17 protein-coding genes are annotated in these 18,865 nt (G+C 67.3%); 10 read left to right on the forward strand and 7 right to left on the reverse strand.

The window, feature by feature from the left end:
- Positions 1–24: 24 nt before the first annotated feature.
- Positions 25–1,020 carry a 3,4-dihydroxyphenylacetate 2,3-dioxygenase gene (hpaD, locus tag NVV95_RS01105; RefSeq protein WP_259484692.1) on the reverse strand — a complete coding sequence of 332 codons (996 nt, stop codon included), beginning with the start codon at positions 1,018–1,020 and terminating at the stop codon, positions 25–27.
- Here hpaD and NVV95_RS01110 point away from each other — a divergent pair.
- Together NVV95_RS01110 and NVV95_RS01115 are read left to right on the forward strand one after the other, a co-directional pair.
- Positions 1,007–2,068 carry a LysR family transcriptional regulator gene (locus NVV95_RS01110; protein ID WP_259484693.1) on the forward strand — a complete coding sequence of 354 codons (1,062 nt, stop codon included), beginning with the start codon at positions 1,007–1,009 and terminating at the stop codon, positions 2,066–2,068. The genes hpaD and NVV95_RS01110 overlap by 14 nt on opposite strands.
- A 49-nt stretch (positions 2,069–2,117) precedes the next feature.
- Positions 2,118–2,804, forward strand: a complete 687-nt coding sequence (locus NVV95_RS01115) for a GntR family transcriptional regulator (RefSeq protein WP_259484694.1) — start codon at positions 2,118–2,120, stop codon at positions 2,802–2,804.
- On the opposite strand, the gene NVV95_RS01120 is transcribed toward NVV95_RS01115, so the two are convergent.
- The gene (locus tag NVV95_RS01120) at positions 2,747–4,102 is read right to left on the reverse strand and encodes a DUF3500 domain-containing protein (RefSeq protein WP_259484695.1); all 1,356 of its coding nucleotides are present in this window, start codon (positions 4,100–4,102) and stop codon (positions 2,747–2,749) included. The two genes, NVV95_RS01115 and NVV95_RS01120, sit on opposite strands and share 58 nt — an antisense overlap.
- A gap of 358 nt (positions 4,103–4,460) precedes the next feature.
- Here NVV95_RS01120 and NVV95_RS01125 point away from each other — a divergent pair, with 358 nt between their 5' ends.
- Genes NVV95_RS01125 through NVV95_RS01155 form a run of 7 tightly spaced genes read left to right on the forward strand, consistent with a single transcriptional unit; the run spans position 4,461 to position 10,494 of the window.
- Entirely contained in the window at positions 4,461–5,201 is a 741-nt protein-coding gene (locus NVV95_RS01125) for a dienelactone hydrolase family protein (protein WP_259484696.1), read from the forward strand.
- Positions 5,194–6,492: an FAD-dependent monooxygenase gene (locus NVV95_RS01130; RefSeq protein WP_259484697.1), complete on the forward strand. Its 1,299-nt coding sequence runs from the start codon at positions 5,194–5,196 to the stop codon at positions 6,490–6,492. Before NVV95_RS01125 ends, NVV95_RS01130 begins: the two co-directional genes overlap by 8 nt.
- Positions 6,489–6,929: a nuclear transport factor 2 family protein gene (locus tag NVV95_RS01135; RefSeq protein ID WP_259484698.1), complete on the forward strand. Its 441-nt coding sequence runs from the start codon at positions 6,489–6,491 to the stop codon at positions 6,927–6,929. Before NVV95_RS01130 ends, NVV95_RS01135 begins: the two co-directional genes overlap by 4 nt.
- Entirely contained in the window at positions 6,926–7,780 is an 855-nt protein-coding gene (locus NVV95_RS01140; RefSeq protein WP_259484699.1) for a fumarylacetoacetate hydrolase family protein, read from the forward strand. Before NVV95_RS01135 ends, NVV95_RS01140 begins: the two co-directional genes overlap by 4 nt.
- Positions 7,781–7,783: 3 nt before the next feature.
- Positions 7,784–8,170 carry a RidA family protein gene (locus NVV95_RS01145; RefSeq protein WP_259484700.1) on the forward strand — a complete coding sequence of 129 codons (387 nt, stop codon included), beginning with the start codon at positions 7,784–7,786 and terminating at the stop codon, positions 8,168–8,170.
- A 23-nt stretch (positions 8,171–8,193) separates the two neighbouring features.
- On the forward strand, positions 8,194–9,657 hold the full coding sequence (locus NVV95_RS01150; RefSeq protein ID WP_259484701.1) for an NAD-dependent succinate-semialdehyde dehydrogenase: 1,464 nt from the start codon (positions 8,194–8,196) through the stop codon (positions 9,655–9,657).
- A 39-nt stretch (positions 9,658–9,696) separates the two neighbouring features.
- Positions 9,697–10,494 (forward strand): siderophore-interacting protein, encoded by a 798-nt coding sequence (locus tag NVV95_RS01155; RefSeq protein ID WP_259484702.1) that lies wholly within the window; start codon positions 9,697–9,699, stop codon positions 10,492–10,494.
- Positions 10,495–10,498: 4 nt separating this feature from the next.
- Here NVV95_RS01155 and NVV95_RS01160 read toward each other — a convergent pair whose 3' ends face one another.
- The 5 genes from NVV95_RS01160 to NVV95_RS01180 form a co-directional block, all read right to left on the reverse strand.
- Entirely contained in the window at positions 10,499–11,962 is a 1,464-nt protein-coding gene (locus NVV95_RS01160; RefSeq protein WP_259484703.1) for a trehalose-6-phosphate synthase, read from the reverse strand.
- Entirely contained in the window at positions 11,962–14,295 is a 2,334-nt protein-coding gene (locus NVV95_RS01165) for an alpha/beta hydrolase family protein (protein WP_259484704.1), read from the reverse strand. The genes NVV95_RS01160 and NVV95_RS01165 overlap by 1 nt, the downstream gene beginning before the upstream one ends.
- Positions 14,289–15,806, reverse strand: coding sequence for a carboxylesterase/lipase family protein (locus NVV95_RS01170; protein WP_259484705.1), 1,518 nt, complete (start codon positions 15,804–15,806; stop codon positions 14,289–14,291). The genes NVV95_RS01165 and NVV95_RS01170 overlap by 7 nt, the downstream gene beginning before the upstream one ends.
- A 15-nt stretch (positions 15,807–15,821) precedes the next feature.
- The gene (locus tag NVV95_RS01175) at positions 15,822–16,241 is read right to left on the reverse strand and encodes a GlcG/HbpS family heme-binding protein (RefSeq protein ID WP_259484706.1); all 420 of its coding nucleotides are present in this window, start codon (positions 16,239–16,241) and stop codon (positions 15,822–15,824) included.
- Positions 16,242–16,321: 80 nt separating this feature from the next.
- The gene (locus NVV95_RS01180) at positions 16,322–17,182 is read right to left on the reverse strand and encodes an aldo/keto reductase (protein ID WP_259484707.1); all 861 of its coding nucleotides are present in this window, start codon (positions 17,180–17,182) and stop codon (positions 16,322–16,324) included.
- Positions 17,183–17,483: 301 nt separating this feature from the next.
- Here NVV95_RS01180 and NVV95_RS01185 point away from each other — a divergent pair, with 301 nt between their 5' ends.
- Positions 17,484–18,848 (forward strand): ABC transporter substrate-binding protein, encoded by a 1,365-nt coding sequence (locus NVV95_RS01185; RefSeq protein ID WP_259484708.1) that lies wholly within the window; start codon positions 17,484–17,486, stop codon positions 18,846–18,848.
- The last annotated feature ends 17 nt before the right edge of the window (positions 18,849–18,865 follow it).

Here is an 18,865-nt window from a genome sequence, read left to right on the forward strand (position 1 = left end):
TCGATGGGGCCCGTGGATGTGCGATCAGTGGACACCGAGGTACTCCTCCAGCGTCGCCGGGTTCGCGTGCAGCAGCGGCTCGCGCAACACCTCACCGGGGAATTCGCTGGCCTCGAAGAACCAGCGCCGCGAGGCCGGCATGCCCCAGAGCTGCGCCCGCCGCGGGTTGCTCACGTCCCACCGGATCGGCACCTCCTCCAGGTCGATGAACTGGTAGTGGGTGGTGAACAGCTCGACGCGGTGCTGGTCGGGGTCGCGCAGATAGAGGAACAGCGCGTTGCTGATGCCGTGCCGGCCGGGACCCCGGTCGATCTCCTCACCGAAACCGAGTGCCCCCGCGACATCCGCCGCGTGCAAGAGCGCTGAGGCATCCGGCACCGTGTAGGCGAAGTGGTGCAGGCGCGGACCGTGGCCGTTGGTGAACACAAGGTCGTGGGTGTTGCCCTTCACCTCCATCCAGGTTCCCCAGAGCTCGTCGGTGCCGTCTTCCGCCGTGTACTCCGACATGCGCATCCCGAGCCCGGTCCAGAAACCGGTGGCGGACTGCACGTCGTAGGTCACCACCTGGAAGTGGTCGATGCGCTGCGGGGCGCCCGAGACGAACTGGTCGAAGTTCTGCATCCTGCGTTCGACGAGGTCCATCGACGAGGTGAGCTCCAGGTGCGTGCCGACCGGGTCGGTGAACTGGAGGGTCGGGCCCTGATGGGGTTTCTCGACGCGCTGGTGGTCGATGCCGATTGAGGCGAAGTACTTCTCCGCGGCCACGATGTCGGCGTCGGCGCGCACACGCAGGCCGACTCGAAGCGCCTTGGCCTCGTCGGCGCGCTCGAGCACGAGACTGTGGTGAGCCGACTCCTCCAGCCCTCGGAGGTAGACCGCGTCATCCGTCTGCTCCGTGACGACGAGCCCGACCACATCGCGGTAGAAGTCGCGGCTCGCCTCCAGATCGGTCACGGCGAGCGAGACGTGACTCGCGCGGGTCAGCGCGAAGGGCGGGTCGTAGTTGGTGATCGGCAGCATCGGCGGCTCCAGACTGTTCGGGACTGCCCTGTCAGGTTGCCAGCCGCAAGTCGCGAGCAGAACTACCGATTTGCTTCCATTCCATAGCCTGAAGCTATACCTGGCTCGCAGAACTAGAGTCAACTCTATGGAGCTCCGACACCTGCGCTACTTCACCGCCGTCGTCGAAGCCGGCTCCCTCACGGCAGCGGCCGCCCGCCTGCACATCTCGCAGCCCCCCCTGAGCGTGGCGATCGCGAAACTCGAGGCCGAACTCGGCGTGACCCTGCTCGTTCGCACCCCCCGCGGGGTGGAGCCGACGAGCGCAGGGCGCTATCTGCTCGATGCGTCATCCCGGGTGCTGGGCGAGGTCGACGACATCGTGTCGGCCCTCGGCCGTTTCGGCGCGGGCACGGCCGGTTCACTCACGATGGCGGCCGTGCCCGCCCTGACCTGGCACCGGATGCCCGTCGTGCTGCGGGCATATGCCGCAGAGGCGCCCGAGGTGGAGATCCGCCTCGTCGATCCCCCGCCCTGGGCGGCGATCGACATGCTCGAGCAGCGCACCGCCGACCTCGCCGCCGTCATGGTCTCTGACGCCGAGCGTTTCGCCGACCGGCACCGCGGCTCATTGCAGATCATGGACTGGGGCGACATCCCGCTGGTCGCGGCGCTCCCTCCCGAGCACTCCGACGCGCCCGACCCGCTGCCGCTACGCGCCTTCGACGGCGAGGTGGTGTTGCTCCCCCGCCGCACGGCCGCAGTGCCGAGCCTGCCAGAGGCGATCGAGAAGGCCTTCCGCGCGCACGGTGTCGTGCCCTCATCGATCCGCACCGTCGAGACCATCCAGAGCTGCATCCCGCTAATCGAAGCCGGCATCGCGCGGGCGATCCTCCCCGATCCGGATAGCGCGAGCCTCGCGCGATTCGACCTGGTGGTTCGCCGGCTCCAACCAGCGCCGGATCCGCTCCGGGCTCTTCTGCTCGCCCGCGCTGACGCCGGGCAGAACGTCGTCGTCGCGCGTCTGATCGATCGACTTTCCGCGCCGCCGCCGAATCCTGTGCGATAACGTATAGGATCGAAGTCGCATCGTCGCAGCTCGTCGAAAGGGGCAGATCGTGGCCGTCAGCAAAGCCGACCAGGCCTATCAGATCCTGAAGCAGCGCATAATGGACGGCACCTACGGACCCGGCAACCGGCTCGTGATCGACCAACTGGGCCGCGAGTACAACATCAGCTCGGTGCCCTGGCGCGAATCGCTCCGCCGTCTCGAAGCCGAGGGCTGGGTCGACTTCGTGCAGAACGCCGGCGCCGTGGTGAAGAGCTTCGACACCGGTTCCTGGCAGCGCACCATGCGCCTGCTCGCCCGCCTGAACGCCCTCGCCACCGCACTGTCGGCGGAGAACCTCACACCCGACGACATCGCCGCGGCCCGGTCGCTCAACCGCGAGATGGGTGACGCGCTCGCCAACTTCGACCCCCGCCGCTTCGGCGCGCTCAACCGCGAGTTCCACGGCCTGCTCTGCTCGCGCTGCGACGACGAGCGGCTCAACGACATGGTGAACACCGAGTGGGCCCGACTCGAGCTGGTGCGCCGCTCGGCCTTCTGGTACGCACCGGGCCGCGCACTCGCCTCGCTCGCCGAGCACGACGCCATCCTGGATCTCATCGAGGGTGGCGCCGGCGCCGAGATGATCGAGACGGCGTCGCGCCGGCACGACATCAACACCCTTGAAGCGGTGACCAGCTACGACGCGGAGCTGTCCGCGTCCGGTTCGCCGGCAGAGACCCGCTCCTTCGACTGAGCACCGGTCGCGGCTGCAGCCTGGGCCAGATAGGCGCGCCCGTAGTCGTTGCCATTCGGCAGGCGCAGCGTGGTGTGCACGTGGAAACGGGCCGGCAGCCGGTTGCTCAGCCAGACCCCGGCGTGGTGGTCGAGCTCGGCGATGATCACCGGGCTCTGAATGCGCAGGTAGAACGGCTGCGAGCCGTCGGTGGCGCCGTACCAGGCGAACCAGGTCTCGTCGAGGTGCGCGTCGTAGTCGCCGAGCGTCGCCGCCCGCTGTGGTTCGACGAGCAGCAGTAGGAAGTCGTCGACGATCCGCCGGAGCAACCCCTGCTGGTGCGCGGAGAGCTCGGTCACACGGATGCCCTCATAGGGCACCACGCGGTTGTCGCGGAACGCCCCCACCACGTGCCGTTCGTCGGCCGGATGCAGCCGCCCCTCGGGCATCGCCTCATCGAGTACCGACCCGTAGACGACCGCGTGAGCCCGCTGACCGTCGTCGAACGACTCGGCCAGCTCGATCGCGAGTCTCTCACGCCCCTCGAACAGCGGCGGGCGCACCCCCTCCGACAGCGCGGGCTCCGCACCGAGGAACACGGGCGCGACGACGTGCCGCCCCGCCACCGTGATGAAATGCACGGCCACGTGGTGCCCGAAGAGCTGCCACCCCCACGCACTCCCCTCGGAGGGCGTGCCGAAGATGGAGAACCAGTAGCTCCGCTCGTTCAGGATGGCGGGCAGATCGACGAGGTCGCCGAGAAAGCCGTTGAGGGCCATGGCCTCCCGCACTCGCTCGAAGCCCTCGGGGCTGAGGGATGCGCGCAGAAGCTCGAACACCGCATCCACCTTCTGCGGCTCGAGGTTCTCAAGTCGGAGACCCACCCGGTAGACCACGAACTCCGGATTGCTCCAGGCGCGCCACTCCGGCGCATCGACGGGGTAGCCGATCTGGTCTCCCTCCTCGGGGTCGAGTTCGGCGAGGAGCCGTCGGGCGGCCTCGAGCACCGCACCCTCGGGCGAGAGCGGCGCGGCCGGCAGGCTGTACAGCCCGTCTCGCACCACCCCGTCGCTCGTGACTCCGACGAAGGGCTCGCGGTACAGGCCGTCCCAGTAGTCGAGCAGGTCACGGAGGAACGGGGCGGACTGCTTGTCCGCCGTGAACTCCTCGTAGTCCATGCCTCGGCCACCGGCGAGCACCGGGTCGTCATGGTCGTAGAGATAGCCGAGGTAACTCTCCTGCGGCAGCTCGACGGGCCCGGCCTGACCGGTGACCCGGGCGGTGGAGAAGTAGTCGTCGATCTCGGTGTCGTCGGCCATAGTCAGATGGGCAGGTCGAGGCGCCAGCCAAACGACGTGCCTAACCGCGTCCGAGGCTCGGCACACATGCCTACGCCGCCGGTGCAAGGATCGGCTCCTGTATCAGTGCGGCTCGTCTTCGTCATGGTGTTAAACTCCCGCTTCTTGGTACGTAGCGCAAAATATTATCGTGTACGAAATCCTATGTGGAAGCAACTTCGATCACCAAAAGAAGTTTTGTAGGCAACATTTGCGGCCTGCAAAACTAATGGTCAAGGCCAGTATCGGACGATCAGACTCATTTCGAGCTTCCTACACGGACTTACCGAATTTCGGGATTCAGCTTGTGATCGTGTGTGATTTTCCATACGATCACCCCATGCCCCGCGACGTGCAGTACGCCCATGACGGCACCCGTATGCGCGGACTCCTTTTCTCCACCCCTGGGGTGAGCGGCTCCCCGACGATCGTGCTGGTGCACGATGCATTCGGTCTGAACGGCCACACGCTCGAGACGGCCGAGCGCTACGCGGCCCTGGGCTTCACGGTCTTCGCCGCCGATGTCTGGGGCGACCGTCTCACGCCCCAGGCGGAGTCCGAGATCGGCCCCCTGATCGGCGGCATGGTCGGTGACCGCGCACGCTGGATAAGCAGGATCGCAGCCGCGCACGAGGCCGCGGCCGCGCAACCGGAGGTCGACGCATCCGCTCTCGTCACCATCGGGTACTGCTTCGGCGGATCGTCGGCGCTCGAATACCTGCGCACCGGCGGGCGCACACGGGGCGTCGTCAGCATCCACGGCGGACTCGACCTGCTGGCACCCGACTGGAGCGGTGCGCGGACCGATGCGCGCGTGCTCGTGTGCACGGGCGCCGACGACCCAATGGCCACCCGCGAGCAACGTGCCGCACTCGAGACCGCGATGACCGGGGCGGGCCTCGACTGGGAGACCGACCTCTACAGCGACACGAAGCACGCCTTCACGAACCCCTCATCCAGCCACTCGCCCATGCCCCACGTCGTGGCCTACAACCCCCGGAGCGCCGCGCGCGCCTGGGAGTCGACCACCCGCCTCCTCGGCGAACTGTTTCCCGAAATCAAGGAGAAGAACCATGCCTGACACCGACATCGACGTCGCCATCATCGGAGCAGGGCCGGCTGGCCTCGCCGCCGCCCTGCGGCTGCACCAGAGGGGATTCCGCCCGAAGATCTACGAGTCGGTCGAAGAGCTCAAGCCACTCGGCGTCGGCATCGACGTGAAGGTCTACGGCTCGAAGGAGCTCGACGAGCTCGGCCTGCTCGAGGAGTTCCGGGCGATCTCCGTCGACGCCCAGGAGTCGATCTTCTTCAACAAGTACGGCCAGGAGATCTACGCCGAGCTCTGCGGCGTGCACATGGGCTACCTCTACGAGCAGCGCTTCGTGCACCGCGGCTACCTGCAGATGCTGCTCTACCGCACCGTTCTCGAGCGACTCGGCGACGACGCCGTCATCAAGGGGCAGCGCTTTCTGGGGTACACGCAGGATGCCGACGGCGTGACCCTCGACCTGCAGAACCGCGACGGCAGCTCGAGCACGGCCCGCGCCGACCTCGTGATCGCCGCCGACGGCATCAACTCCACCACCCGTCGCCAGATGCACCCCGAGAGCTCGGAGCCCGTCTACTCGGGCATCACCATGTGGCGGGGAACCACCCTCATGAAGCCGTTCAAGACCGGCGGCACCATCCTGCACATCGGGGCGCCGCAGATCTCCAGCATGATCGTGTACCCGATCGCCGACGACTTTGAGGGCTCGGGTCTCACCCTGGTGAACTGGGTGGTCGAGGCGACCCGCGACCAGTCCGTCGAGGACTGGAACCAGCTCGGCAGCGTCGACGAGATCATCCACTACTACGACGACACCCACATCGAGTTCCTCGACTTGCAGCAGATGCTGCGCGACGCACGGGAGGTCTACCTCTTCCCGCTCATCCGGCACGACCCGCTCGACAGCTGGATCGACGGCCGGGTCGTGATGATCGGCGACGCCGCCCACGCCATGTACCCGCGCGGCGGGAACGGTGCGTGCCAGGCGATCGTCGACGGCGGCGCCCTGGCCGAGAAGCTCGCCACCATCGACGACGTGGACGAGGCACTGCAGGCGTTCCAGGACCAGCGGCTCAAGGCCGTCAACGGCATCGTGATGGCGCACCGCGGCGAGGGTTACGAGGTCATACGCCGCATGGTCGAGGAGCGCACCGGCGGCGAGCGCATCGGCGACATCGAAGACGTGCTGCCGCTGGCCGAGGCCGACGAGATCTTCAGCAAGTACCACAAGCTCGTGGGCCAGGAGCGGCCGGGCCGCGACGCCGGCGAGGCCACCGGCTTCCGCACCTGGGATCTCGCGGAGAGCGAGGCGGGAACCCGATGAGCGACGCGGATGTCGCGGCGGTGCTCGAGACGGAGGCGCGTCGCATCCGGGCCCTGATCGACGGCGACGTGGCGGCTCTCGACGAGCTCTACGACGACAGCCTCGTGCACATCCACGCCCCCGGACTCGTACAGAACAAGATTCAGCTGCTCGAGCACGTGGCCGTGCGCCGGGCGTATCTCGACATCACCCGGGGCGAGCTGACCGTTCGGGTCTTCGGAGACGTGGCCGTCGTGACGGGGCCGATGCTCAACCGGCTCCGCACCGCCGAGGGCGGCGAGCGCACGGTGGACGGGGTCGTCACGCAGGTGCTCCGACGAAACGGAGCCGATTGGCGGTTCGTGAGCTTTCAGATGACCCCCATCGCGGAGCAGGCCTGGGGCGCCCTGCCCTCCGAGCAGAGAACCCCCGAGCCCGCAGAGGGGCAGAAAGCATGAAGCTCGCCCGCTACCGCACCGCCGACGGCCCGATCCGGCTCGGCCGGGTCGACGGCGACCAGATCACCGACATCTCGGATGTCGCGGGCGTCGGCACCTCGCTCCGCGCCATCCTGCCCGAACTCGACTCGCTCCGCGACGCCATCCTCGCCTCCGACGGAGCGGTGCTCCCGCTCAGCGACGTGGTGCTCGAGGCACCGATCGACGACCCGCAGAAGTATCTCGGCATCGGCATGAACTACAAGGAGCACGCGGAGGAGGCGCGGGCCGCCGGCATCCCCACCCCCACCAGCCAGCTCTGGTTCAACAAGCAGGTCTCTTGCATCGGCGCACCGAGCAGCGAGATCGTGAAGCCCGACATCTCCGACGCCCTCGACTACGAGGTGGAGCTCGCCGTGGTGATCGCCCGGAGGTGCAAGCACGTCGCGGTGGAGGATGCGCGCTCGGTGATCGCCGGCTACCTCGTGGCGAACGACGTCTCGGTGCGCGACTGGCTGCAGAAGCGCTCCCCCACGTTCACGCTCGGCAAGTCGTTCGACACACACGGGCCGATCGGGCCGTGGCTGACGACGGATGACGAGATCGCCGATCCGCTCGCCCTGCGCATGCGCCTCAGCGTGAACGGCGAGGAGCGGCAGAACTGGGTCACCGACGACATGATCTACGACATCTACGAGCAGATCGCCTACCTCACGCAGGTGATGACGCTCATGCCGGGCGACATCCTCGCCACCGGCACCCCGGCCGGCATCGGAGCGCCGACGGGCAACTTCTTGAAGGTCGGCGATGTGGTGCGAGCCGAGATCGAGGGGCTCGGCGCGATCGAGAACCGCGTCGTCGCGGAGGGCTGAGCGGTGCCTCCCCGCGAGAGCATCGAGCTGCCCGGCTTCGGGCACGCCAACCCGATCCCGGCGGCGTCGCGCATCAGCCCGTTCCTCTTCTCCGGCGTGCTGACCGGCCGCGATCCGTCGACCCGTGAGTTGCCCGAGACGCTCGACGAGCAATGCGTCAACGTGTTCCACCACGTGCGCGCCTTGATGTCGGCGGCGGGTGGCTCCCCCGACGACATCGTGAAGCTCACCTTCTGGCTCGCCGACTACCGCGACCGAGCAGCCCTCAACCGGGAGTGGCTCGCTCTGTTCCCGGATGCCGCGAGCCGCCCCGCGCGCCAGGCGATGGCCGCGCAGCTCGACGGCGGGTCGCTCATCCAGTGCGATCTGGTGGCCGTGCTCGATTCCTGAACCTGAACCCGGAAAGACCCGTCATGACCGCAACCGACGAACGCGAACTGCTCGCCCGCATCCCGAACCGTCTGCTGATCGATGGTTCGTGGGTCGAGGCGTCGACCGGCGGCACCCTCGACGTGCTCGACCCGGCGACCGGTGAGGTGCTGGCATCCATCGCTGACGCCTCGCCCGCCGACGGCCTCCGGGCCCTCGACGCGGCGGTGGCGGCTCAGGATGCCTGGGCCGCCACCGCGCCGCGGGTGCGCGCCGAGATCCTCCGGCGCACCTTCGACCTGCTGCAGGAGCACCGCGACGACGTGGCCCTGCTCATGACCCTGGAGATGGGCAAGCCGTTCGCGGAGGCGCTCGGCGAGGTCTCGTCCGGCGGCGAGTTTCTGCGCTGGTTCAGCGAAGAGGCGGTGCGGATCGGCGGCCGATACGGCTCCAACCCCGAGGGCACGGGGCAGATGGTGGTGTCGCAGCGACCCGTCGGGCCCTGTTACCTCATCACCCCCTGGAATTTTCCGCTCGCGATGGCGACCCGCAAGATCGCGCCCGCCCTGGCCGCGGGCTGCACCGTGGTGATCAAGCCCGCCGAGCTCACACCGCTCACAACGCTCCTGCTCGCCACCCTCTTCGAGCGGGCCGGGCTGCCCGCCGGGGTACTCAACGTGATCACCACCTCGGCGTCGGCCGAGGTCTCCGCTCCGATCATCTCCGACCCGCGCCTGCGTAAGCTCTCCTTCACCGGGTCGACCCCGGTCGGCCGGGCTCTCATCACACAGGCCGCCGAGAACGTGCTGCGCACCTCGATGGAGCTCGGGGGAAATGCGCCTTTCGTCGTGTTCGACGACGCCGACCTCGACAAGGCCGTCGCGGGGGCCCTCGCCGCCAAGTTCCGCAACACGGGGCAGGCCTGCACCGCGGCGAACCGCTTCATCGTGCACTCCTCCGTGGGCGGCGAGTTCGCCACGCGATTGGCGGCCGCGGTGACCGCGATGCGGATCGGCCGCGGCACCGAGGAGGGTGTCGCCGTCGGCCCGCTCATCAACGACAAGGCGGTCGACAAGGCCGACGAGCTGGTGCAGGATGCGGTGTCCCGCGGCGCCACGGTCATCGCCGGCGGTCACAGGATCGACGGGCCGGGTAGCTTCTACGCGCCGACCGTTGTCACCGGGGTGCCGCTCGGCAGCGACATCCTGCGCGATGAGATCTTCGGGCCGGTGGTGTCGATCGTGGAGTTCACCGAAGAGGCCGAGGCCGTGCGCCTCGCCAATGACACCGAGTACGGGCTGGTGTCGTACGTGTTCACCGAGAACCTCGCGCGCGGCCAGCGGATGATCGACCGACTCGACACCGGGATGATGGGCCTAAACGTGGGAGTGCTCTCGAACGCCGCCGCACCGTTCGGCGGCGTCAAGCAGTCGGGGATCGGCCGCGAGGGCGGGGCTGAGGGGATTCACGAGTACCTGTCGACGAAGTACACGCTCATCCCGAACTGAAGCACGAGGTCGGGGTCCCGGCCGATCGAGAGGAACGCTATGACCACGACGCTCACCGTGACGGGAACGACCTGGGTCACACCGACCATCCGCCGCGTCCACCTGCACTCCGCCGATCTGTCGGCATTCGCCGAGTCGGTCTTCACAGACCGCTACGTGAAACTGATCTTTCCGCGGCCCGGGGTGAACTACCCCGACCCGATCGACGTGCGAGCACTCCGGGGCACCATGCCTCCGGAACAGCTGCCGGAGGTGCGCACCTACACCGCGCTGAGCCCCGACGTCGACGCCGGAACCATGGCGATCGACTTCGTGGTGCATGGCGACGAGGGGGTCGCCGGGAGATGGGCCGCCCGCGCCCGAGAAGGCGACGGCCTCATGGTCAGCGGACCCGGCGGAGCCTACCGACCCGACCCCGATGCGGATTGGCATCTGCTGGTCGGCGACGAGTCGGCGCTCCCCGCCGTGCTCGCGGCGTTGGACGCCCTCGACACCGACGCCGCCGTCTCGCTCGTCGCCCTGGTGGAGTCGCCGGAACACGAGCCCGCTATCGCTCGACGCCGGAACGTGGATGTGCGTTTCGTGCACCGGAGCACCACACCCGGGCCCGGCGCCCTCGAGGCCGCCGTGCGCGCGGTGCCGTGGCGTGACGGCATCGTGCAGGCGTTCGTGCACGGCGAAGCGGATGAGGTGATGCACCGCATCCGCCCTTATCTGAAGAATGAGCGGGGCCTCCCGCGGGAGCGGTTGTCGATCTCCGGGTACTGGAGAGAAGGCCGCACCGAGGAGGGCTTCCGGGCATGGAAGTCGGAACTGGCGGCCGCTGAACGGTCGTGACCGGCTAGTTCGCCCGCGCTCCCTCGTCGGCTTCCGCTCCGGCGACGCCATCCAGTTGCGCCGCGAACCACTCTGCCGGAGACCAGGTGCGCACACCGTGACGCATGCGCCCGAGACGTTCCTGCCGGGCGTCTTTCGGCACGAGGAGTGCCTCGTGCATCGCCCGGGCCGTCGCTGTGACATCGAGCGCATCGACGACCGCTGCATCGTGGGGGAAGAGCTCCGCGACGCCACTGGTTCGAGAGAAGACGAACGCGGCAGAACGCTCGTTGAGCTCGATCGCCTCCCAGGTGGTGATGCTCATGGATTCGACAGTGGGGGTCGCGACGAACACGTCGGCGATGCGCATGAGCGCGAGCGAGCGCGCGTAGTCGACCCCTGAAGCGAAGTCGACGGGCAGCCAATCGGATGTGCCGAACTCCGCGTTGATCAGATCGGCCAGGTGTTTGGCCGCGGCGAGTACTGAACCGCCCGCGATGTCCTCTCCCCCGGGAAACACGGCGTTGAGGTGCACGACCCGCTCCCGCCATTGCGGGTAAAGCGAGAGCATCTCCCGGTAGGCCGCCAACCCGCCCAGGAGGTTCGCCGGCCGCTCGGCCCGCTCCGCCCGAGCGATGATCCGCAGCGACGCGCTATCGCGCGCGAGCTCGTCGACGAGGGTCTCCGTTGCGGGCGCAAGGGCTTTTCCGGCGATCTCTGCGCTGTCGATGGGAAGCCGGTAGGCCGCACTTCGCGGAACCGTGCCGGAGCACCGGTCGCGCATCGCGTCGTAGAATCGCCGAACGCTGCCCGAGGACAGGAAGCCCACGTCGGCGGGAGCCGACAGCGCATCCACGATCACGTCGTCGAGCCAGCGCGGGAGTCGGCGGAGCGCTTCCGAGGTGCCCCACGGCGCGAAGGTGAAGAACGCGACGGAGAGATCGGGGCGCGAGCGCCGGAGAAGACCGGGCACGAGAAGGAGCGCCAGTTCACGCACCATCACCCGCGCCCCGGATGCCGCATGGTCGTCGACATAGCGGGCGAACGCCTCGTTGACGGCGCAGAACGCCGACCAATCGGCTGTGCTCGGTGTGACGACAGAAGCGGCGGCCTCGTTCTCGGCGAGGGAGAACAACGGCCACAGGGTGGCCGTGAGCACCCGGCGGTGTCCGGCGAGGATCTCGGCGTCGAGGTTCAGGAGCGCGAAATCGGTGGTGACCGAGCCGATTCTGTCGACCGTCCTCTCGGCGAGCACGGCAGCGGCTTCGTGGTCGTCGGTCGAGGCCGGGGGAAACACCCACAGGGCGGTTCCCGCCGCGAGTGCCGCGGCAGACATCCCGGGGCCCAGCGCGTTCTTGGCCGGCACGAATTGCGGGTCGCCCCCCGACGCGGGAACGAGCGCCGCCGGGCCGTCGAAAGCCGCGATCACCACCTGGTATCGCTGCCCGTCGCTCGCCCTGTCGTGCTGCCGGGTGAGTTCTACCGGCATCACGATGCCCTCGGCGCGCGACGGATGCCGTCGAGAACGACCGGGCTGTGAACGCTCGCGCCGGTCGATTCGTTCTTGCTGAAGTGTCGCAGGAAGTCCCAGATGATGGGCACGTGAGACGCGGTCTGCGCGTGCGGCAGCCCTACGCCGGCCGCGAAACGCGCACGCGCTACTCCATCGTGGTCGAGAAAGTCTCCGAAGAGCCAGTCGAGGTCTTCGAAGTCGGCGGTGAACGTGCGATCGAAGTCGATACCGAAAGCGCGCTTCACCGGGTCAGGTGACGACTCTGCGATGGCGCGAGTCTGAGCAAGGCTGATGGCGCGGTAGGCGGGCAGCTTGACGATGTGCTCCATCCAGATGTCGAAGTTCCGCAGGTGGTCCGCGGCCGCCAAGGGAAATCGGTCTCCGCCGTCGAGCGTGCCGCCGACCGCGATGAACGGAAGTCCGTGGTCCGTGTTGCGTGCGTACGACGCGGGATCCTGATACCAGCGACCTTTGGCGAAGAGGTTGCCGCTCGGGCTCGGAGAGACGGCGGCGAGAACGTCCGGGTACACGCATGCGAGCACGCCCGTCGCGTCGGAGCCGGCGGAATAGCCCACGGCGTACACGCGGCCGAGGTCCACCGGATATCCGCGGCGCAGGAGGTCGTCGAGGATGCGCGGGAACTCCTGCTCGACGTCCTCGTTGGACGGTCCACCGTTCCACGGCAGCACTGCGATGAACTTCTGGATGCCGGCGAGTGCCGGGAATCCGCGCGTCTCCGTGCGATTGATGGGTTCCCTCCCACCATGCGACACGTACACGAGTGCGTAGCGTTGGGTGGAGTCCAGATCGGTGGGGGTGAAGACCGCGTAAGCCCGATCGGTGCCGATCTCGAAGGCTTCTTTGCGCACGCCACGGGCCGCCCAGTGAGCGATGACATCAGCGCCGAGCTCATCGTCGGGGTACCGGTCGTAGATCTCCTGCATGCGCACGAGATTCTTGCCTGCCCGGGATGCGGCGAAGGCCTCTTCATCGAATTCGGGATGAGCCCACGCAGACGGGGAACCGCCTGGAGGAGGCCCGACCGGCATGAACTGAGCCCCGGGGTTTCCCTTGAGCAGGTGCACCGCGGCCGAAGCCACCGTCTCGGCCGCCCCCTGGGCATACGAAGACGACAGCGCCTCGTAGGTGATCCGCTGGTAGGCGGCCGCTTCGGGGAGGTACTTCGCGGCGCCGTCAGCCATCGTGACGACCAGTATCGGCTCGCCGGTGACCGCTGATCGAATCGTCTGCCCGGTTCGGACGGACAGCTCGGGTTGCACGCAGAGCAGACGCACCCCGCCTATCCGCAGAACGGCCAGGGGCACGTCGCGCGGCTCGTCCGGGGTGAAACGGTGAGTCCGCGTGGGTGCGATCTTCTCGCGAGGCAGAGCTTGCTGTCCGGGAACGGTGACGACCGCGCGATCCACCACGGTGGGGAGCGAACGTCGAGCGACGCGGCCCTCCGTCATGCAGCGCGCCACCTCCGCCCGCATGAGGTGGGCGATGCGGCGCACCTCGCTGTACGGATCACTCCGCACAGCAGACGGGTCGACACGCGGGGCTTGATCGCCGGCGGCGCCCGGGAGGAAGAAGGCCGTGCTCCCCGGGAACTCGTCTTCGATCAGTGCGCAGAAGACACCAGCGAGGTCGCCGCTGACGAGAAGTCCGCCGTCGTCGCCGCGTGCACCATTCATCACGGATGGCTGCACCGCGACATTGACGAGCACGGCGATCGGCGTGCCGTCGAATCCGCGGAGGGTCAGGACATCCAGTCGGGGATCGGTCGGGCTCGACTCATTCATGCCCAGACCCCATCCGTCGGACGTCTCCACATCGCGGTTGACCCCAACCGGGCAATCGCCCCGCGCGGTCTCGACTCGAGCGGCTCTCAGCTGCACGACGGCGATGCGGGCGGCATCGGCGCACGCGGCGACCAGACGATCCTCGAACGCGTCGTTGCGGAGCTCGGCTGACCTCTCGGTGGACGTGCTGGCCGGGTGCACATGCGGAGCACTGAACGTGTGGCTGGCGACCACGATGACCTGATCGTGCGGAGCACCCGTCTCAGCGCTGACCGCCTGCTTCGCCCGCTCTAGGGTGCGATCGGGCACGGAGGTGACGTCGAGTGTCGTGAGCACCGTGCGGCCATGTCCACCATCGAAGAGCACCACGCGAGCGACGAGAGGATCGAGGATCGTCGTGAAGCCGTCGTGGGGCAGAATGCCCTCGAGATTGACGACAGATCGACCTCCGCCGACCCTCAAGGAAGACGAATCCCGCAGATCCTCCGCATCCTGCGTGTTCACCATGAGCGCTGGGTGGCGAAGAAGCGGCGGAAGAAATCGACGTGGTCGCTCGGAGCAATGAGCATCGGTGACCAGACCGGGCCGAGCTCGAACGTCACCGGTGCGTCACCGACGGGAGGCCAGACTGGCAGGCCGACACCGTTGGGGTCTCCCGAGGCGATGAAGTCGACGAGGTAGTCGACCATGATCGACGAGATCTCCCGGTCGACGGTCTGATAGTCAAGGTTCTCGACCTGCAGATTCCCGAGGAAGTAAGGCATCTCCGACCCGTGGTACGCGCCCCGCTCGGCACCGGCATCGCTCGGCGGACGGTGCGTCCAGTAGTAGGTGTAGAACGGGGCCCTCACTGTGCGTTGCCACTCCTGGGCCAAGAGCCAGGTCGAGATCCGGGTGCCCTCCTGCAAGGCCCGGTTGTGCGACGCGCGCGCCGTCTCGTCGTCATCGGCCGGGTAGAGGGCCAGAAACTCGTCCACCTGGTCGCCATAGCGAGCCGACGCATACGCGAGATATTCCGCGAGCGTGATCGTCGGGCGCGGTTTCGCACCCGACTCGTCGAGATTGTTGCCGCACAGTACCCGAACAGGATTCTGTGTACCCGACGCCACCACGTCCCAGTACGAGCTCGGCAGCACCCAGCCATCGACCGTCGGGCGAAACAGCGGCGGCCCGGGGGTGCCGGGAACGCTCGGGTCAGTGAGCATGGTCGGAGTCCTCAGCCGATCGGTGGGGAGTGCCCGCAGCTGTGCCACCGTCTCTGCGCCGAGGGACGCGGCGAAGGCCGCACCATCGTTCTCCGCCTGTGCGAGTTCGCGATGTGAGGGACTGAGCGTTGCGATCGCCGGGTCTCGAGGAAAGAGTGCGGCGCTCTCGACGATGACCTGATGGAACAGGCCACGGGCGAGCGGTGAATACGTCAGCATCAGCGTCGATGCGCCCCCACCGGATTGACCCGCGACGGTGACCCGATCGGGGTCGCCACCGAACTGCCCGATGTTGCGTTGCACCCAGCGGAGTGCAGAGATCTGGTCGAGAAGGCCGTAGTTCCCGGATGCACCATGGCCGCTCTCGTCACTGAGCTCGGGGTGGGCGAGAAATCCGAAGGCGCCGGTGCGGTAGTTGAACGTGACGACGGTGACGCCCTTGGAGGCGAGCGTCGAGCCGTCGAAATACGGGTCGGAGCCGTGTCCGAAAGCGAACCGGCCGCCGTAGATCCACACCAGCACGGGGCGCGGGGCGTCGCTGGGCTCGACGCTCGTCCAGACGTTCACGTGGAGACAGTCTTCGTCTTGAGCGAGCCCGGCCGCCTCTTCCTCCTGCGGGGGAACAGGGCCGAACGTATCGGCGGTGCGCACCTCGGTCCAGGGCGTGACCGGCCCGGCTGGGCGCCAGCGCGCTTCGCCTGCGGTCGACGCCCCGAATGGGATCCCCTTGTAGACCGCAACACCGGGGAGACGCGCGGGTACTCCCAGAACGGGGCCGGATTCGGTCGTGACGGGAGTGTTCAATCTGGTCATGATGCGTGCGTCCTGTCAGGCGGAGATGTCGTCGAAGCCCAGAGTGCGCAGAACACCCTGGATGATGGTGTCCTCCAGCTCTGGAGCGCCGGACATGCCGACACCGCCGATGACCTTGCCCTCGCGGAGAATGGGCATGCCCCCGTCGCCGGGCACGATGGGATACTGACCGAGCTGGGACAGTGCGGACAACACGATCGGGCGCGTCTGCTGCCAGTCGTCGAGGGTTCGGGAGGGCTTCCGCATGATGGCGGCCGTGTACGCCTTCGCGAGCGAGAGCCGGAGCGTGAGGCCGGTCTTCTCCTCGCTGCGGCGCGCCACGAGTGCATCACCATGCTCGTCGGCGACAGCGATCCCGACCTCGTAGCCGTGCTCCCGCGCAGCGGCGGCGCAGGCGGCGAGGATCTGTTCGGCTTCTTCGGTGGTGAGAGACATGGGTTCTCCTGACTGGTGTTCTAGGGGCGGTGTGGATGACGGGGTTCGGAGCGCACCGGCGGGTGCCTTCTGCAGGGCGCTCAGAACTCTTCGTGAGTCCGCGGGTCGTGTCCGACCCGCATCTGCGGGAATGCCGACGTGATCTCCGCCACTTCGGCAGCGGTGAGCGCGAAACCGAACACGTCGCGGTTCTCCCGCTGGCGTTCGGGAGAGGCTGAACGGGGAAGGGGGATGACCGCTTGTTCGAGGTGCCAACGGAGCACGATCTGTGCCGGTGTCACTCCATGACGCCGGGCCAGCTCGCTCAGCACCGGTGATGAGAGAACCCCGGTACCTCGGCCCAACGGGCTGTACGCCATGGTTCGAATGCCGTGAGCTCGATGCCACTCCCTGATCGCGTCCTGGCTGAAACCCGGATGCACCTCGATCTGGTTGACCGTGGGGAGTTCACCCGTCTCGAGCTCGAGACGCTCGAGATGCTCCGGGAGGAAATTCGAGGTCCCGATGCTCCTGATCAACCCCTGATCACGCAGCCGGATCATCGTGCTGAAGGAATCGGCGTACTTGCCGACCGCCGGGAGCGGCCAATGGATCAGATAAAGGTCGACGTAGTCGAGCCCCAATCGCTCCAGCGACTCGTGCACCGCGCGCTCGGTGTCGCGCCCACCCTGATCGGCGCCACGCAGCTTCGTGATCACCTTCACGTCAGCGCGCGGAAGGCCTGCGTGCCGGAGACCGTCTCCGACGCCGACTTCGTTTCCGTACGCCGACCCGGTGTCGATGAGTCTGTACCCGCACGCGACTGCGCTGGCTACGGCCTGTGCCGTCTCATCGACACCCATCGGTGCGGTACCGAGCCCGACGGAATCGACGACGAAACCGTCGGACAACACCACCTCGGTCGCGTTGGCCGTGCGGTCGGCTCGCTCGTTGACGCCCATGGGGCCTCCTTGCCTCGTGTGCCGGCGGTTTCTGAAGAACTCGCGGCGTTTCGATGAGCATAGCCGGGACAATTAGTTTTGTCACCTACTGGTGTTGACTTCTGAATGTGCCATTGAGTCGCGAGAAGCCGTGACCAAATCGTCACCTCGATCTCGCTTATCGTCCGGATTTACTGACAAGTCGGCTGATCGAAGCGGCGAGGAGTCGATGCGGGAGGTAGTTTCTCGTCGGACAGGTATTGATTTCTTGACAAACCTATGGGACCTTCTGTTCACGACATCGAATGCTGCACGATACTGAGTGAAGATCGAAGCAATCGATCGTCGTTACCTAACCCCTGCTCAACGAAGACAGATTGGTTGCACGATGATGCGTATCCGAACCGGTGGGGTCGCAGCCCTCACCATCCTCGCTTTAGGAGTGAGCCTCACGGCATGCTCCGCGGGCTCGAGCGAGGGAACAGACTCCGGCGACCCGCCCACGGGACTGACCCTCACGCTCTGGCACCCGGCGTTCGACTCCCCCGAACTTCTCGATCTCTATCACGCCTGGGAAGAGGAGTCGGGCAACAAGCTCGACATCTTCGACGTTCCTCCGCCCGAGCTCATGAATGTCATCCAGACGAAGTGGGCGGCCGGCGAGAAGCCGGACATCCTCGGTTGGCTCGGCGACCCGGCTCCGATGCTTGCACTCAACCCGCTTCAGAACCTCCAAGACCTCAGCGACATGACGTTCGTCAAGACCGCCGATGCCGTCGCGTTGAACGGTGGAACCTTCGACGATAAGGTCTACTCGGCTCAGCTCGGCCCTCTGGCCGTCACCGGCGTGTACTACAACAAGAAGGTGTTCGCCGACGCCGGGCTCGAAGCGCCCCAGAGCTATGACGATCTCGCGTCCATCTGCTCGACGCTCCTCGGCTCCACCCCCGGCGTCACTCCGATCTATGAAGCCGGCACCACAGGGGCGGTCATGAATCTCGCCTCGAGCAACTACATCGCCGAGAGCAACGTCGACTCCGCTTTCTCCGACGCCATCGCCGACGGTAGCGAGAAGATCAACGACCCCGACGGTCCGATCGTCAAGGGGTTCGAGGCCTACGCCGGGCTGCGCGATCAGGGCTGCTTCAACGACGACGCCACGACCGGCACGGAGGAAGCGCAGGCCAAGGGTCTGATGGACGGTTCCGTGGCGATGTTCGCCAGCGACACGAACGCCGTCAGCCGGCTCGACGCGCTTGCCGATGCAGCCACGGTGGATGCGACAGTCGGTTTCGTCGCGGTTTCCGCAACCTCACCCGTCGCCAACAGCCACGGCAACCCGTCGGGCACGCTGTACCTGCCGAAGACCGGCGACAGCGCCAAAGAGGCAGCCGCGCGCGACTTCATCAACTTCGTCACCGGGCCTGCCTACCAGGACTACCTCGATGCCGCGAAGATCATCCCCACCTTCAGTGGGGTCACCACCCCGGAGCTCCAGGGCCTCATGCAGGACATCGACAAGGCCTCAACCGACGGCACGGCGACGTACTGGGTCGGCCTCCCGGGCTTCGGTGGTGGCCTCAGTGGCGAGGTGCAGAAGCTTCTCGCCGGCCAGTCCACCCCTCAGCAGGCAGCCGACTCCGTGCAGACGCTGTACGAGCAGGCCAAAGCCGCAATCGGCGAGTGACCTAGGTAGACATCCAC

The organism is Herbiconiux gentiana (assembly GCF_024978135.1).
GTDB classification, from domain to species: Bacteria; Actinomycetota; Actinomycetes; order Actinomycetales; family Microbacteriaceae; genus Herbiconiux; species Herbiconiux gentiana.

What these genes read in the sequence shown, in the direction of transcription:
- NVV95_RS01125 (WP_259484696.1), top strand. Translation starts at nt 4,461, where the DNA reads ATGCCCCGCGACGTGCAGTACGCCCATGACGGCACCCGTATGCGCGGA.
- NVV95_RS01160 (WP_259484703.1), bottom strand. Translation starts at nt 11,962, where the DNA reads ATGCCGGTAGAACTCACCCGGCAGCACGACAGGGCGAGCGACGGGCAG.
- NVV95_RS01180 (WP_259484707.1), bottom strand. Translation starts at nt 17,182, where the DNA reads ATGGGCGTCAACGAGCGAGCCGACCGCACGGCCAACGCGACCGAGGTG.
- NVV95_RS01135 (WP_259484698.1), top strand. Translation starts at nt 6,489, where the DNA reads ATGAGCGACGCGGATGTCGCGGCGGTGCTCGAGACGGAGGCGCGTCGC.
- NVV95_RS01170 (WP_259484705.1), bottom strand. Translation starts at nt 15,806, where the DNA reads ATGACCAGATTGAACACTCCCGTCACGACCGAATCCGGCCCCGTTCTG.
- NVV95_RS01120 (WP_259484695.1), bottom strand. Translation starts at nt 4,102, where the DNA reads ATGGCCGACGACACCGAGATCGACGACTACTTCTCCACCGCCCGGGTC.
- NVV95_RS01150 (WP_259484701.1), top strand. Translation starts at nt 8,194, where the DNA reads ATGACCGCAACCGACGAACGCGAACTGCTCGCCCGCATCCCGAACCGT.
- hpaD (WP_259484692.1), bottom strand. Translation starts at nt 1,020, where the DNA reads ATGCTGCCGATCACCAACTACGACCCGCCCTTCGCGCTGACCCGCGCG.
- NVV95_RS01175 (WP_259484706.1), bottom strand. Translation starts at nt 16,241, where the DNA reads ATGTCTCTCACCACCGAAGAAGCCGAACAGATCCTCGCCGCCTGCGCC.
- NVV95_RS01130 (WP_259484697.1), top strand. Translation starts at nt 5,194, where the DNA reads ATGCCTGACACCGACATCGACGTCGCCATCATCGGAGCAGGGCCGGCT.
- NVV95_RS01155 (WP_259484702.1), top strand. Translation starts at nt 9,697, where the DNA reads ATGACCACGACGCTCACCGTGACGGGAACGACCTGGGTCACACCGACC.
- NVV95_RS01165 (WP_259484704.1), bottom strand. Translation starts at nt 14,295, where the DNA reads ATGGTGAACACGCAGGATGCGGAGGATCTGCGGGATTCGTCTTCCTTG.
- NVV95_RS01140 (WP_259484699.1), top strand. Translation starts at nt 6,926, where the DNA reads ATGAAGCTCGCCCGCTACCGCACCGCCGACGGCCCGATCCGGCTCGGC.